The organism is Pseudomonas fluorescens, assembly GCF_000730425.1.
In the GTDB taxonomy this organism is placed as follows: Bacteria; Pseudomonadota; Gammaproteobacteria; order Pseudomonadales; family Pseudomonadaceae; genus Aquipseudomonas; species Aquipseudomonas fluorescens_X.
On record NZ_CP008896.1, the window covers coordinates 1,503,339 to 1,516,828 of the forward strand.

Genomic DNA, 13,490 nt, shown 5'->3' on the forward strand with positions numbered 1-13,490 from the left:
CTAGACCACAAACAATAAAAGAGGTGCATATGGCAGGTTTCGATAAACGCGTGGCGTCCTATGAAGAAGCGCTGGCAGGCCTGGAAGACGGCATGACCGTACTCTCCGGTGGTTTTGGCCTGTGCGGCATCCCGGAAAACCTCATTGCCGAAATCAAGCGCAAAGGCACCCGCGACCTGACCGTGGTTTCCAACAACTGCGGCGTTGACGGTTTCGGCCTGGGTGTATTGCTCGAAGAAAAACAGATCAGCAAGGTCATCGCCTCCTACGTCGGTGAAAACGCCCTGTTCGAGAAGCAACTGCTCAGCGGTGAAATCGAAGTGGTACTGACGCCCCAAGGCACCCTCGCAGAAAAGATGCGCGCAGGCGGCGCCGGCATTCCGGCGTTCTTTACCGCCACCGGTGTTGGCACGCCCGTCGCCGAAGGCAAGGAAACCCGTGAGTTCAACGGGCGCCCATACCTGATGGAAGAATCCATCACCGGTGATTTCGCCATCGTCAAAGGCTGGAAAGCCGACCATTTCGGCAACGTGATCTACCGCCACACCGCCCAGAACTTCAACCCGCTGGCCGCCACCGCCGGCAAGATCACCGTGGTCGAAGTCGAGGAAATCGTCGAACCGGGCGAGCTGGACCCGGCGCAGATCCACACCCCTGGCATCTACGTCGACCGGATTATCTGCGGCACCTTCGAGAAGCGTATCGAACAGCGCACTGTACGCAAGTAACCTGCCTCCAGCCCGAACAATAAGGACACATAAAATGGCTCTTACCCGCGAACAAATGGCTCAACGCGTCGCCCGCGAAATGCAGGATGGTTTCTACGTCAACCTCGGCATCGGCATCCCGACCCTGGTGGCCAACTACATTCCCGACGGTATGGAAGTGATGTTGCAATCGGAAAACGGCCTGCTGGGCATGGGGCCGTTTCCTACCGAAGACACCATCGATGCCGACATGATCAACGCCGGCAAGCAGACCGTCACCGCACGTATCGGCGCATCGATCTTTTCCTCGGCCGAATCGTTCGCGATGATTCGCGGCGGCCACGTTGACCTCACGGTACTCGGCGCCTTTGAGGTGGACGTACACGGCAACATCGCCTCTTGGATGATCCCCGGCAAGCTGGTCAAGGGCATGGGCGGCGCCATGGACCTGGTGGCCGGTGCAGAAAACATCATCGTGATCATGACCCACGCGTCCAAGGACGGTGAGTCCAAGTTGCTCAACCAGTGCAGCCTGCCGCTGACCGGCGCCAACTGCATCAAGCGCGTGCTCACGGACCTGGCGTACCTGGAAATCGAAAATGGCGCTTTTGTCCTCAAGGAACGCGCACCTGGCGTCAGCGTTGAAGAGATTGTGAGCAAGACCGCCGGTAAACTGATCGTCCCGGACCACGTTCCAGAAATGCACTTCCAGTGAGGACAGATTCCATGCAAGACGTCGTGATTGTTGCTGCCACCCGCACCGCCGTGGGCAGCTTTCAAGGGGCCCTGGCCGGCATCCCGGCACCGGAACTGGGCGCCGCGGTAATCCGCCGCCTGCTGGAGCAGACGGGCCTGGACCCAGCGCTTGTGGATGAAGTGATCCTCGGCCAGGTACTGACCGCAGGCTCAGGCCAGAACCCGGCGCGCCAGGCGTCGATCCTCGCCGGCCTGCCGCACGCGGTGCCGAGCCTGACCTTGAACAAGGTCTGCGGCTCAGGCCTCAAGGCCCTGCACCTAGGCGCCCAGGCCATCCGTTGCGGTGACGCCGAAGTGATCATCGCCGGCGGCATGGAAAACATGAGCCTGGCCCCCTACGTGCTGCCCGCCGTCCGCACGGGATTGCGCATGGGCCACGCGAAGATGGTCGACAGCATGATCACCGACGGCCTGTGGGATGCGTTCAACGACTACCACATGGGCATCACCGCCGAGAACCTGGTGGACAAGTACGGTATCAGCCGTGAAGCCCAGGATGCTTTCGCCGCAGCCTCCCAGCAAAAAGCCGCCGCCGCGATTGAAACCGGGCGCTTTGCCGATGAAATCACCCCCATCCTGATTCCCCAGCGCAAGGGCGACCCGATTGCCTTTGCCGTGGACGAGCAGCCTCGCGCCGGCACCACCGCCGAGTCACTGGGCAAGCTCAAGCCAGCCTTCAAGAAAGACGGCAGCGTGACTGCCGGCAACGCGTCGAGCCTTAACGACGGTGCCGCCGCAGTGCTGCTGATGAGCGCCAATAAAGCCAAGGCGCTCGGCTTGCCGGTCCTGGCACGTATCGCCAGTTACGCCAATGCGGGCGTCGACCCGGCGATCATGGGTATTGGCCCGGTATCCGCCACCCGTCGCTGCCTGGACAAAGCCGGCTGGCAACTGACCGACCTCGACCTGATCGAAGCCAACGAAGCGTTTGCTGCCCAGGCGCTGGCGGTGGGCAAGGAACTGCAATGGGATGCGGCCAAGGTCAACGTCAACGGCGGCGCCATTGCCATTGGCCACCCGATTGGTGCCTCAGGTTGCCGCGTGCTGGTGACCCTGCTGCACGAAATGATCAAACGCGATGCCAAGAAAGGCCTGGCCACCTTGTGCATCGGCGGCGGCCAGGGCGTGGCACTGGCCCTCGAACGCAACTGACTCAACGAGCAACAGGGAAGAGGCCTGGCTCCACGAAAAGCCGGGCCTTTTCTTTAGGTATCTGATTTGCCAACACCCGCCATTGCAGGAGCCGGCTTGCCGGCTCCTGCAGGATGTTCGCCGGCCGTTAGGCCGTGGCCAGTGGCACGGCAAATACCCCATTGGCCCGCACCACCACCTTCTCCCCTACTTGCAGGCTGACCGTGGCAAACGCCATCTGTCGCCCACGCTTGTGATGCTCCAACTGCACCTCGATCCACTCGCCCACCTGGACCGCCCCCAGATAATCGAGGGTCATGCTGGCGGTAATCAACGGCAGCGGCGGGTCGCTGGAAAACGCCATGGCATAGCCCATGCCTACATCTGCCAGGGTCGCCAACACACCACCATGCACCGTGCCGCGCCCGTTGGCATGACGGTTGTCGGCGCGCAGGCCCAATTGCAACTGCAGCCCTTCGCCACGGCAATACACTGGGCCCAGCAAGTCCAGGAGCGGGCTGCTGCGGGGCAAGGGAGCAAAACCTTCAGGGACATCAATCATGGCGGATCTTCCTTGTGATCAGGCAGCAGGTTTAACCTGCTCGGGTCGATACAGCCATCATGATCAACCCGGTAAATCTGTACCGATAAGCCTGCTCCCGCTTTGCGTTCGCCGGGTAAACCCGCTTTAATCGCCGCGCACTTTATCCCGCACACTTGAAGGAACCGTAATGCGCCATCTGGAAGGCAGATCGACTGCGTTGATGTTGTTGGCCGCCCTGCTACTCGGCGGCTGTTCGCCCAAGGAGTATTCCGAAGCCACGCTGATCAATGGCGAACAGGGCCGGGCCGGCGCGCAGCTGGCCTATGAACACGAGTTGAGCCTGGCAATGCCGCTGGCCCTGTTGGTGCCACGCATGCAGGCCACTCGCCAAGCCTGCGAGTCGGCGCAGTTCGGCGCCTGCAACATTCTGCGGATCGAAGAAAACAGCGACGGCGGCCTGATCGTATTGCGCATCGCCCCCAGCGGGGTCGAGCCGTTGGTGAGCATGGCGGCCGAGGGCGGCGAAATGGGCCAGCGCATCACCAGCGCCGAAGACCTGGCCGACGCGGTGGCCGATGTGCGCCGCCGCCAGGAGCGTTTGCAGGCCCATCAAAAACGCCTGGATGAACTGGCCGCACGCAAGGACATCACCGTGGGTGACCTGATCACCCTGTCCAAGGAACAGGCCGCCATCGAAAACGAACTGCAGGAACTGGCGCAGGTCGCCGCCGGCCAGCAGCGCCGCCTGGACACCAACCGCGTGACCCTGAACTTCCGCCCATCCGACGGCGAACATCAGCAATCACGCTTTGCGCGGATGTTCGGCAACCTGGGCGACAATCTGGTCGACGGCACCGCCGATGCCCTGGAGCGTTCCAGCTACGTGCTGCCGTTCGTGATCCTCGCCTTCCCGGTGTTGTGGCTGTGGGTCTGGCTGTGGCGCAAACTGGTCAAGCGTCGCCCTTAGCGCTTCATGCAACGCTGGTAACGCTCATCCACGCGCTTGGCGAACCAGGCCGTGGTGAGGTTGCGGGTGATCTTCGGGCTCTTGAGCACAATGCCTGGCAGGATCGCCCGCGGCAATGGCTTGCCCTCGGCTTTCTCGGCCAAGGCAAAGACCCGCTGATACAGGGTGGTCTCTTCAAAATCCAGACGATCCCCCTGCTCCAACTGACTGCGGATACTTGGGTTGCGCATATCCAGTTTCTTGCCCAGTGAACGCACCGCCAACTCCGTGGTGCCGGGCATGATCGAGCCGTAGCGGATCAAGTCGCCATCCAGCGCCAAACGGGTACCGGAAGCACGGCTGACCGCCGCCTGGAACGCGGCGTTGCGGCTGGCATACCAACCGGCGTTAAAGTCAGCGAAGCGATACAGCGGCTGCTCGTAGCTCACCGGATAGCCGAGCAAATGGGCAATGCCGAAGTACATGCCACCACGGCGGGTAAAAACTTCCCGGCGAATGCTCCCATCCACGGTGTAGGGGTAATCCCGGGCCTGTTTCTCGGCGAAGGCAATGCTCACCTGCATCGGGCCTGCGGTATGCACTGGGTTGAAGCTGCCAAACAAGGTGCGGCCCAACGGCACCGTGCCGATAAAGTCATCAAAGATCCCACTCAGGTCCTTCTCGGTACGCGCAGCGCTCAGGCGCTCGGCGTAGGACTTGCCCGTGGGCGAACGCAGTTGCAGTGCAGTGCGCACCAGCACAGCCGGCACGTGCACCTTGGCTGCACGCTTGAGGATCTCATCCTGGGCGATCTTGCCCATGTTCGGCACCGGCGGGTCGACCTGATAGGTGGACTCTTGCTCGGTCACCGCCAAGACCGCACAGATATTCTCGGTGCTGGGGTAGAGCTTCTGGTTGTCGAACGCCGTGTAGATATCCTGGGCCCAGCCGGCGCGATCCGGCACCTTGGCCGGTATCAGTCGCACGATCTGCGCCTTGACCTCGGTTTCACTGCATTCGGGAAGTGGCTGGCTGCGTTGGGTCGAACAGCCGGCCAGCACCCATAAGGCGGCCAGGCAGAGAGTCAGCCGGGATGAAAGCATGCGGGGTGTCCTGTAAGCCGATGAAAGCGCCCACTATCGCACAAACCAACCCCCATTCCCTGTAGGAGCCGGCTTGCCGGCGATGACGTTCAAGTCCGCTATCGCCGGCAAGCCGGCTCCTACAGTACGTCATCCACCGGGATCAGATTCCGGAGAGCGCCAGGTCCATCGCAAAGTAGGTAAAGATCAGGTCTGCACCGGCGCGCTTGATCGAACCCAGGGTTTCGCGTACCACACGGGCTTCGTCGATGGCACCGGCCTGGGCACCGAACTTGATCATCGCGTATTCGCCGCTGACCTGGTACGCCGCCACCGGCAAGCGCGAGGCTTCGCGGATGTCACGGATGATGTCCAGGTACGCACCGGCCGGCTTGACCATCAGCGAGTCGGCACCTTCTTGCTCATCCAGCAGGGATTCACGCACGGCTTCGCGACGATTCATCGGGTTCATCTGGTAGCTTTTACGGTCGCCCTTCAGCGCACTGCCGCCCGCCTCGCGGAACGGACCATACAGGGCCGACGCAAATTTGGTGGAGTACGCCATGATCGGGATATGGGTGAACCCGGCCGCATCCAGTGCCCGGCGAATGGCCTGGACCTGGCCGTCCATCGCCGCCGACGGTGCGATCACATCGGCACCGGCACGGGCCGCTGCCACTGCTTGCTTGCCCAAGTTGGTCAGGGTGCGGTCGTTGTCGACTTCATTGCCGTGCATCACGCCGCAATGGCCATGGTCGGTGTATTCGCAGAAGCAGGTGTCGGACATCACAATCATTTCCGGCACCGCGTCCTTGCAGATCGCGGACATGCGCGATACCAGCCCGCGCTCGTTCCAGGTGTCGCTGCCGCTGGCATCCAGGTGATGGGACACACCGAACGTCATCACCGACTTGATTCCGGCGCGGGCAAAGCGTTCGATTTCACTGGCCAGCTTCGACTCGGGGATGCGCATCACACCCGGCATGCTGGTAATCGGCACGAAGTCGTCGATTTCTTCTTCGACAAAGATCGGCAAGACCAGATCATTGAGGGTGAATTCGGTTTCCTGGAACAGGCTGCGCAGCTCGGGGGAACGACGCAAGCGGCGGGAACGGGCTTCGGGGAACTGACTGGACATGAATGCTCCTGAAAAAAACAGGCGAAAGCCTAGGGGCGCAAGCTTATGCCCTACACCCCCATCAGAACAAACGCCGAGGAACAACAGTTTATTCCCCACACAGTAACAATTGCATTGACCTACAGCCGTAGACTGCCTTCTATGCAAACCGTCGCGGCCCCACCGATCCAGATTTCATCACCCTGCTGCTGCACATGAATCCGCCCGGCGCGGCCCATGGCCGTGCCCTGGCTGACCACATATTGGCTGGGCGCCAGGCCTTCACCGAGCAGCCATTGCGCAACGCCGGCATTGAGGCTGCCGGTGGCCGGGTCCTCAGGGGCGCCGTCACCGGCAATAAAGGCGCGCACTTCAAACTGCGCATCGACGTCGTCGCGCACCGGGTCGCACGGGGCTATCACCCCCACCGCCAACCCTAGCAACTTTGAATAGTCCGGCTGCAAGTCCAACACTGCCTGCCGATCAGCCAGCATCACCGCCAACCAGCCGGCACCGTTGTCGACCCATTGGCTGCGCAGGATCGCCTCGGGCTCAAGGTTGAGCGCCAGGCCTACGCGCGCCAACAACTCGGCCTCCAACGGCCCTGAACGCAGCAAGGGGGGTGCGATAAACGCCAATTGGTGGCCCTGGCGGCGGATGCGCACCAGGCCGATCTCGCATTCCTGGATGATCTCGCTGCCCCGTGGCACACCACCGGCTTGCAGCCACGCCTGGCAACTGCCCAGGGTCGGGTGGCCGGCGAAGGGCAACTCCTGCACGGTGGTGAAAATCCGCACCCGATAATCAGCATGGGGGTCGCGGGGTTGCAACAGGAACGTGGTTTCGCTGAGGTTGGTCCACTTGGCGAAGTCGGCCATCTGCTGGTCGCTGAGGGTATCGGCGCCCAGCACCACGGCAAGTGGGTTGCCCTTGAGGGCCACGCTGCTGAACACGTCCAACTGCTTGAAATCGAAAGTCGCCATGACTCAGCTCGGGATATTCAGGCCACGAATCACCGCCGGCCGGGCGACAAAGCCATCCAGGGCGCGCAGGACATTGGGGAAGTCGGTGATGCCCACCAGATCGCCCGACTCATAGAAGCCAATCAGGTTGCGAATCCAGGGGAACGTCGCGATATCGGCAATGGTGTACTCGTCACCCATGATCCAACTACGGCCCAGCAGGCGTTTTTCCAGTACCTCCAGCAGGCGGCGGGCTTCAGCGGCGTAGCGGTCGCGGGGGCGCTTGTCTTCGTAGGCCTTGCCAGCAAACTTGTTGAAGAAACCGACCTGGCCAAACATCGGCCCGATCCCGGCCATCTGGAACATCAACCATTGCAGGGTTTCATAGCGTGCAGCAGGTGCCTTGGGCAGCAGTTGGCCGGTCTTCTCGGCCAGGTAAATCAGGATCGCCCCCGACTCGAACAGTGCCAGTGGTTCACCGCCCGGGCCGTTGGGGTCGATGATCGCCGGGATCTTGTTGTTGGGGTTGAGCGACAGGAACTCCGGTGAGAGCTGATCCTGGGTGTCGAAGCTGACTTTGTGCGCCTCATACGCCAGGCCCAGCTCTTCGAGCATGATCGACACCTTGACGCCATTGGGCGTGGGCAGCGAGTACAACTGCAGGCGCTCGGGATGCTGGGCAGGCCATTTGGCTGTGATCGGGAAAGCGGCGAGTGAAGTCATCGATATACCCCAAGGGAGGAAAACCCCATCATAGTCATCTGGCTGCAAACCTGCACCGGTCTTCAATTCGCAACATCTGCCGGCTAGTCTCTTGCCGCAAGCGAACCAAAACGCGCTGGCGCACTCTTAGGTGCGCTTGAACGGTTGAATGGAAGCGTACCGCCCTATCTGTCACGGAAAACCGCACGATGCTTGGAGCGTCGCTGTGGCTGGGCCCTGCAGCCTTGATCCGACGCACTGAAGACTCCAGTCCCAATGAAAATCAAGCCTCTGTGCCTTGGCAAACGTTTCAAGCGATATGCTTACTTTCTGGTGCCCACGCTGTTCTTCGGCGGCGCCTGGATGCTGGCCTTCGAGGCCCGCGAAAGCAGTGCCGAGCCAAAGAACGGCGTACAAACCCTGGTTTTCCTGCGCCATGGCGAGAAACCCGCTGGCGGCCTGGGCCAGCTCAATTGCCAGGGCCTCAACCGCGCCATGAACCTGGCCACCGTGCTGCCGGAAAAATTCGGCGCCGCCGATTTCGTGTTCGCAGCCAACCCGACGCGCAATGTCGAGGAAGGCGAGTTCGACAACTCCTACAGCTACATTCGTCCGTTGATGACCATCAGCCCCAGCGCGATCAAACTCGGGCTGCCGGTGAACATCAAGTTCTCAGCCAACGACACCAGTGACCTGGCTGACGAGTTCATGGAGGACAAGTACCACAACTCCACTATCTACACGGCCTGGTCCCACGGCTATCTGCCGGAGTTGATCAATAAGGTGGCCAGCGAGGCGATCGGCGAGAAGTACACCGTCACCGACGACTGGTCCGGTGGCGACTTCGACACCCTGTACGTGTTGACCCTGACCTGGCGGGACGGCAAGGCCAGCCTGCTCAGCCGCAACGACAAGCAAGGGCTGGATCACGGCTTGCATACCTGCCCGGACGCGACACACGTAAACGTCGACACCTGACCTGCCAGCGATAGCGTCCTGCCTGACATACCGCTATCGCCGGCAAGCCGGCTGCTACAGGGGTCATGAGCGCGTATGATGCGGCGCTATCGACTTATCTGCGGATCCTGACCATGTCTAACCTCACCTCTGCCAGCCCTGCACGCGGCTGGTCTTTCTGGTGGAAACCGGCGCTGTTCCTGTTAGTGGCCTGCGTCGGGCTGTATTACGTGAAATGGTCGCCCTACTATTTCAAGGCCTTTGTCGCGGCAGACAGCCACAGCCTCGGCAACTCGATTCTCAATGACCAGCAAGGCTCACCCTGGGCGGCGGCCCTGGCCTATGCCCAAGTGTATTTCCTGGCGATCTGGAAAGCCGCCGTGCTGGCGGTGATTCTCGGTTCGTTGCTGCAGGTGTTGATTCCACGGGACTGGCTGTTACGCCTGTTCGGCCGCGCCGGGCTTGGCTCCACAGTACGCGGCGGGCTGTTCGCCCTGCCGGGCATGATGTGCAGTTGCTGCGCTGCCCCCGTGGCGGCCGGCATGCGTCGCCAGCAAGTGTCGGTGGGCGCCGCCCTGGCGTTCTGGATGGCCAACCCGGTGCTCAACCCGGCGACGCTGGTGTTCATGGGCTTTGTCCTGGGCTGGGATTTTGCTGCGCTGCGGCTGGTGGCCGGGATCGTGTTGGTGATCGGTGTGGCACTGATCGCCCAGCGTATCGCCCGCCCAGAGCAGGTGCCTGAAATGGCGCTGGAGGCCGTGGCCGAGGTCAGCCACATCGACAGCCAACCGTTCCTCAGCCGCTGGTTGCGCACCCTGTGGCAGTTGTTCCGGGGCACCATCCCGGTGTACATCCTGGCGGTGCTGCTGCTGGGCGCAGCGCGGGTGTGGCTGTTCCCCCACGTGGACGGGGCGATGGCCGACAGTCTGTTGTGGCTGGTGCCGCTGGCGATTGTCGGCACCCTGTTTGTGATTCCGACCGCGGCGGAAATCCCGATTGTGCAAACCATGATGGCCCTGGGGCTGGGCACCGGGCCCGCCATGGCGCTGTTGATGACGCTGCCGAGCGTGAGCCTGCCGTCGCTGTTGATGCTGCGCAAGGACTTCGACACACGGGTGCTGGTGACGGTGGCCGGGCTGACCATGCTGATGGGTGTGGTGTGTGGAGGGGTGGCGATGCTCATCCTGTAGGGATCGGTTGGCTATCAGCCCCCATCGCAGGCAAGCCAGCGCCCACATTTTGAATGTGTTCACACTCCAACGTGTGGGAGCTGGCTTGCCTGCGATGGGGCCGAAAATTCAGCCGTTCACCCGCGCCGAACACTGCGATCGCGCAAATACTCCAACACCGCCCCCTGCTCCCCGGCAAACTCGATCCGGGCGCCCTTTTTCTCACGCTGGAACGCGTACATCGGGTCGTAGTATTCACGCAACCCGACAATCCACCCGCGATGCAAATCCACGCTCCCCGAACGAGCCTGCTCGGCCAGGGAGTCCTGCATCAGCCCGTGCAAGCGCTGGTAGCGCTCCCCACCCAGGCGCTTGTGGATATTGGCCAGGCTCTGTACCAGGCGCTCGGCAAACAGGGTGAATCCCGCTTCGCCAAACTCGGCATCGAACTGCGCGCAGAGGTCGATGACATACTCGCGCAGGACCCGTTCGACACGGTTTTCCAGGCTCTCTTCCAGCCATACCATCGGGTACACCTGCATGCCTCGGTGCAGGTTAAGCGGCAAGGCGCAGCTACCGATCATGCGGCTTTCGTCCTCAAGCACAAATTGCTCGATACCCCGCGCGCGCTTTTTCAGCACATCCACCGCCAGGCGGTTCTCAAAGTCGATGTTCGACGGCTGGCCCGTGGCGCGCTTGCCAAAGCTGGAGCCCCGGTGATTGGCATGGCCTTCCAGGTCCAGGCCATTGTGCAACTGATGGAGCATCTGGGTCTTACCACTGCCGGTCAGGCCACCCAGCAGGACAAAGTCGCACTGCTCGACAGCCTGGTCCACGGTCTCCAGCAAGAATGTACGCATGGCCTTGTAGCCACCGCCGACCCGGGGATAGTCGATACCCGATTCGTCCTTGAGCACCTTCTGCACCAAGTGCGAGCGCAAGCCGCCACGGAAGCAATAGAGGTAGCCGTCAGGGTTGGCCTGGGCAAACGCCGTCCAACGCGCCAACCGCTCCTGCAACGTCACCCCACTGACCAACTGATGCCCCAGCACGATCGCCGCCTGTTGCCCCTGCTGCTTGTAGCAAGTGCCCACCCGCTGGCGTTCGTCGTCGTTCATCAATGGCAGGTTGACCACGCCGGGGAACGCGCCCTTGACGAATTCGACCGGCGCGCGGGTATCCATCATCGGCCGGTCATTGAGAAAAATATCGCGGTAATCGGTGATGTCGATAGGCATCAAGACACCTCTACCGCGTGACTCTGTCGCTCAACCAACTGACCAATCGGCGCCAGGTTCAAGCCCAGTTCGGCAGCTGCCGCAAGAAACTCGGCTTCGCCTTGCGGCGTGACCGCCACCAGCAACCCGCCACTGGTTTGCGGGTCGCACAGCACGCGCTTGTGCAATTCATTGATGCGGCCCAACTGGCCGGAGTAGCTGTCGAAATTGCGCAACGTGCCGCCGGGCACACAGCCCTGGTCCAGGTAGTACTCGACTCCCGGCAGGCGTGGGACTTTTTCGTATTCGATAAGGGCTGTCAACCCACTGCCGTCGGCCATTTCCACCAGGTGCCCGAGCAGGCCGAAACCGGTCACGTCGGTCATGGCGGTCACGCCAGCCAGCTTGCCAAAGCGGCTGCCGGGCTTGTTGAGGGTACACATCCAGTCCCGCGCCAGGCCGACATCGGCCTCACGCAGCTTGCCCTTCTTCTCGGCGGTAGTGAGGATGCCGATACCCAGGGGTTTGGTCAGGTACAAGCGACAACCCGCGGTGGCGGTGTCATTGCGCTTCATATGGCGCTTGTGCACCAGCCCGGTGACGGCCAGGCCGAAGATGGGCTCCGGGGCGTCAATGGAGTGGCCACCCGCCAGGGGAATGCCGGCCTCGTCGCATACCGAGCGCCCACCGCGGATCACTTCCCGGGCGATCTGCGGCGCCAGCACATTGACCGGCCAGCCGAGAATAGCGATGGCCATCAACGGATCACCGCCCATGGCGTAGATATCACTGATGGCGTTGGTGGCAGCAATGCGCCCGAAATCAAAGGGGTCGTCGACGATAGGCATGAAAAAATCAGTGGTGGAGACCACGCCGCGCTCGTCGTCGATCGCATAAACCGCTGCGTCGTCGCGTGAAGCATTGCCTACCCAAAGCTTGGGGTCGAGATTCTGCGCGCCGCTGCCGGCGAGGATCACTTCCAGCACCTGTGGCGAAATCTTGCAGCCGCAACCGGCACCGTGGCTGTACTGGGTCAGGCGAATCGGCTCGTTCATGGTGGACCTCAAGCTATCAAGTGCGGGGATTCTAACAGACAGCAAAAGGCCGGCTGGGCTCTTGTGAGCGCAGCCGGCCTTTGGGGTTCAGCAGTTACTGGCGGGCAGCGAGCAAACGCTTGTGGCGATTGCGCCGCGCGATGTTCAGGCACTCGATAGCCGCCGAGAAGGCCATGGCCGCGTACACGTAGCCTTTAGGCACATGGGCACCGAAGCCTTCGGCGATCAAGGTCATGCCGATCATGATCAAGAAGCCCAGGGCCAGCATCACCACGGTCGGGTTGTCGTTGATGAACTTGGCCAGGGGTTCAGCCGCCACCAGCATCACGATCACCGAGGTCACCACGGCAATGATCATGATTGGCAAGTGCTCGGTCATGCCTACGGCGGTGATGATGCTGTCGATGGAGAACACCAGGTCGAGCAGCAGGATCTGCCCGATAGCCGCGGCAAAACCGATGGCCACTGTATTGCCGACGCTTGCCTTCTCTTCGGGCTCCGGGTCCATGCTGTGGTGGATCTCGGTCGTCGCCTTCCACACCAGGAACAGGCCACCGGCGATCAGGATCATGTCCTTCCACGAAAACGCCTGGCCGAACACCTCGAACACCGGGGCCGTCAGTTGCACGATAAACGCGATGGTGCTCAACAGGCCCAGACGCAGAATCAACGCCATGCTGATGCCAATGCGCCGCGCCTTGGCCCGGTGCTTCTCCGGCAGTTTATTGGTGAGGATCGAGATGAAGATCAGGTTGTCGATCCCCAGCACGATTTCCATGACGATCAGGGTCGCCAGGGCCACCCAGGCGGTGGGGCTGGCGGCCAGTTGTAAAAGGTAATCCATAGGTCAGTCCTGACGTTGTGCTGGGAGGTTAGGTTTCTTTGGTGTCCGATTCAGACTCTTTAGTTTCCTGATCGTCCTTTTTTTCTGGACTGATCAGGCCTTGGGTCGCTTCACTCAGTGCTTGCTCGGCGGCCTTATGGGTGTCATCGATCGCTTGCTTGGCCGATTCGCTGGCTTTGCCCAGGACCTGCTGCGCGCTTTTCTCGACCTGATCGCAGCCGCTGATCATCACCAATGAAAGCGCAAGCAGCGAAGCCGCGCCGAGAGATTTGAGCTTCATGATGTATTCCTCGTTAGAACC

At 61.6% G+C, this 13,490-nt stretch carries 15 protein-coding genes; 6 read left to right on the plus strand and 9 right to left on the minus strand.

Translation table 11 applies throughout. The features are described from left to right. Window positions 1-29: 29 nt before the first annotated feature. From HZ99_RS06290 to HZ99_RS06300, 3 genes are read left to right on the plus strand one after another with little or no spacing between them, the layout of a single operon-like run. A complete protein-coding gene (locus HZ99_RS06290) occupies window positions 30-728 on the plus strand; it encodes a CoA transferase subunit A (protein WP_010211319.1) in 699 nt (232 codons plus the stop codon). 34 nt (window positions 729-762) lie between these two features. After that, window positions 763-1,422 carry a CoA transferase subunit B gene (locus tag HZ99_RS06295; protein ID WP_038441876.1) on the plus strand — a complete coding sequence of 220 codons (660 nt, stop codon included), beginning with the start codon at window positions 763-765 and terminating at the stop codon, window positions 1,420-1,422. Window positions 1,423-1,433: 11 nt separating this feature from the next. Further along, window positions 1,434-2,615, plus strand: a complete 1,182-nt coding sequence (locus tag HZ99_RS06300; protein ID WP_038441877.1) for an acetyl-CoA C-acetyltransferase — start codon at window positions 1,434-1,436, stop codon at window positions 2,613-2,615. Between the two features lie 127 nt (window positions 2,616-2,742). Here HZ99_RS06300 and HZ99_RS06305 read toward each other — a convergent pair whose 3' ends face one another. Next, the gene (locus HZ99_RS06305; protein WP_038441878.1) at window positions 2,743-3,156 is read right to left on the minus strand and encodes a PaaI family thioesterase; all 414 of its coding nucleotides are present in this window, start codon (window positions 3,154-3,156) and stop codon (window positions 2,743-2,745) included. 169 nt (window positions 3,157-3,325) lie between these two features. Between HZ99_RS06305 and HZ99_RS06310 the strand changes: the two genes are divergently transcribed. Next, the gene (locus HZ99_RS06310; protein ID WP_038441879.1) at window positions 3,326-4,105 is read left to right on the plus strand and encodes a DUF4349 domain-containing protein; all 780 of its coding nucleotides are present in this window, start codon (window positions 3,326-3,328) and stop codon (window positions 4,103-4,105) included. On the opposite strand, the gene HZ99_RS06315 is transcribed toward HZ99_RS06310, so the two are convergent. The 4 genes from HZ99_RS06315 to HZ99_RS06330 all read right to left on the minus strand — a co-directional run bounded on the left by HZ99_RS06315 (window position 4,102) and on the right by HZ99_RS06330 (window position 7,968). Continuing rightward, window positions 4,102-5,187, minus strand: coding sequence for a DUF1615 domain-containing protein (locus tag HZ99_RS06315; protein WP_038441880.1), 1,086 nt, complete (start codon window positions 5,185-5,187; stop codon window positions 4,102-4,104). The genes HZ99_RS06310 and HZ99_RS06315 overlap by 4 nt on opposite strands. 142 nt (window positions 5,188-5,329) lie before the next feature. After that, window positions 5,330-6,304: a porphobilinogen synthase gene (gene hemB / locus HZ99_RS06320; RefSeq protein WP_038441881.1), complete on the minus strand. Its 975-nt coding sequence runs from the start codon at window positions 6,302-6,304 to the stop codon at window positions 5,330-5,332. A 119-nt stretch (window positions 6,305-6,423) separates the two neighbouring features. Beyond that, window positions 6,424-7,266, minus strand: coding sequence for a PhzF family phenazine biosynthesis protein (locus HZ99_RS06325; protein WP_038441882.1), 843 nt, complete (start codon window positions 7,264-7,266; stop codon window positions 6,424-6,426). A gap of 3 nt (window positions 7,267-7,269) precedes the next feature. Next, window positions 7,270-7,968 (minus strand): glutathione S-transferase N-terminal domain-containing protein, encoded by a 699-nt coding sequence (locus tag HZ99_RS06330; RefSeq protein WP_038441883.1) that lies wholly within the window; start codon window positions 7,966-7,968, stop codon window positions 7,270-7,272. Between the two features lie 255 nt (window positions 7,969-8,223). Between HZ99_RS06330 and HZ99_RS06335 the strand changes: the two genes are divergently transcribed. Further along, window positions 8,224-8,925, plus strand: coding sequence for a hypothetical protein (locus HZ99_RS06335; protein WP_038441884.1), 702 nt, complete (start codon window positions 8,224-8,226; stop codon window positions 8,923-8,925). Window positions 8,926-9,038: 113 nt separating this feature from the next. After that, on the plus strand, window positions 9,039-10,094 hold the full coding sequence (locus tag HZ99_RS06340; protein WP_038447960.1) for a permease: 1,056 nt from the start codon (window positions 9,039-9,041) through the stop codon (window positions 10,092-10,094). Between the two features lie 116 nt (window positions 10,095-10,210). Here HZ99_RS06340 and mnmH read toward each other — a convergent pair whose 3' ends face one another. The 4 genes from mnmH to HZ99_RS06360 all read right to left on the minus strand — a co-directional run bounded on the left by mnmH (window position 10,211) and on the right by HZ99_RS06360 (window position 13,469). Further along, window positions 10,211-11,311, minus strand: a complete 1,101-nt coding sequence (mnmH, locus tag HZ99_RS06345) for a tRNA 2-selenouridine(34) synthase MnmH (protein WP_038441885.1) — start codon at window positions 11,309-11,311, stop codon at window positions 10,211-10,213. Then, the gene (selD, locus tag HZ99_RS06350) at window positions 11,311-12,345 is read right to left on the minus strand and encodes a selenide, water dikinase SelD (protein ID WP_038441886.1); all 1,035 of its coding nucleotides are present in this window, start codon (window positions 12,343-12,345) and stop codon (window positions 11,311-11,313) included. The genes mnmH and selD overlap by 1 nt, the downstream gene beginning before the upstream one ends. Before the next feature lie 94 nt (window positions 12,346-12,439). Further along, entirely contained in the window at window positions 12,440-13,189 is a 750-nt protein-coding gene (locus tag HZ99_RS06355; RefSeq protein ID WP_038441887.1) for a TerC family protein, read from the minus strand. Between the two features lie 28 nt (window positions 13,190-13,217). After that, the gene (locus HZ99_RS06360) at window positions 13,218-13,469 is read right to left on the minus strand and encodes a hypothetical protein (protein ID WP_038441888.1); all 252 of its coding nucleotides are present in this window, start codon (window positions 13,467-13,469) and stop codon (window positions 13,218-13,220) included. Window positions 13,470-13,490 lie beyond the last annotated feature (21 nt).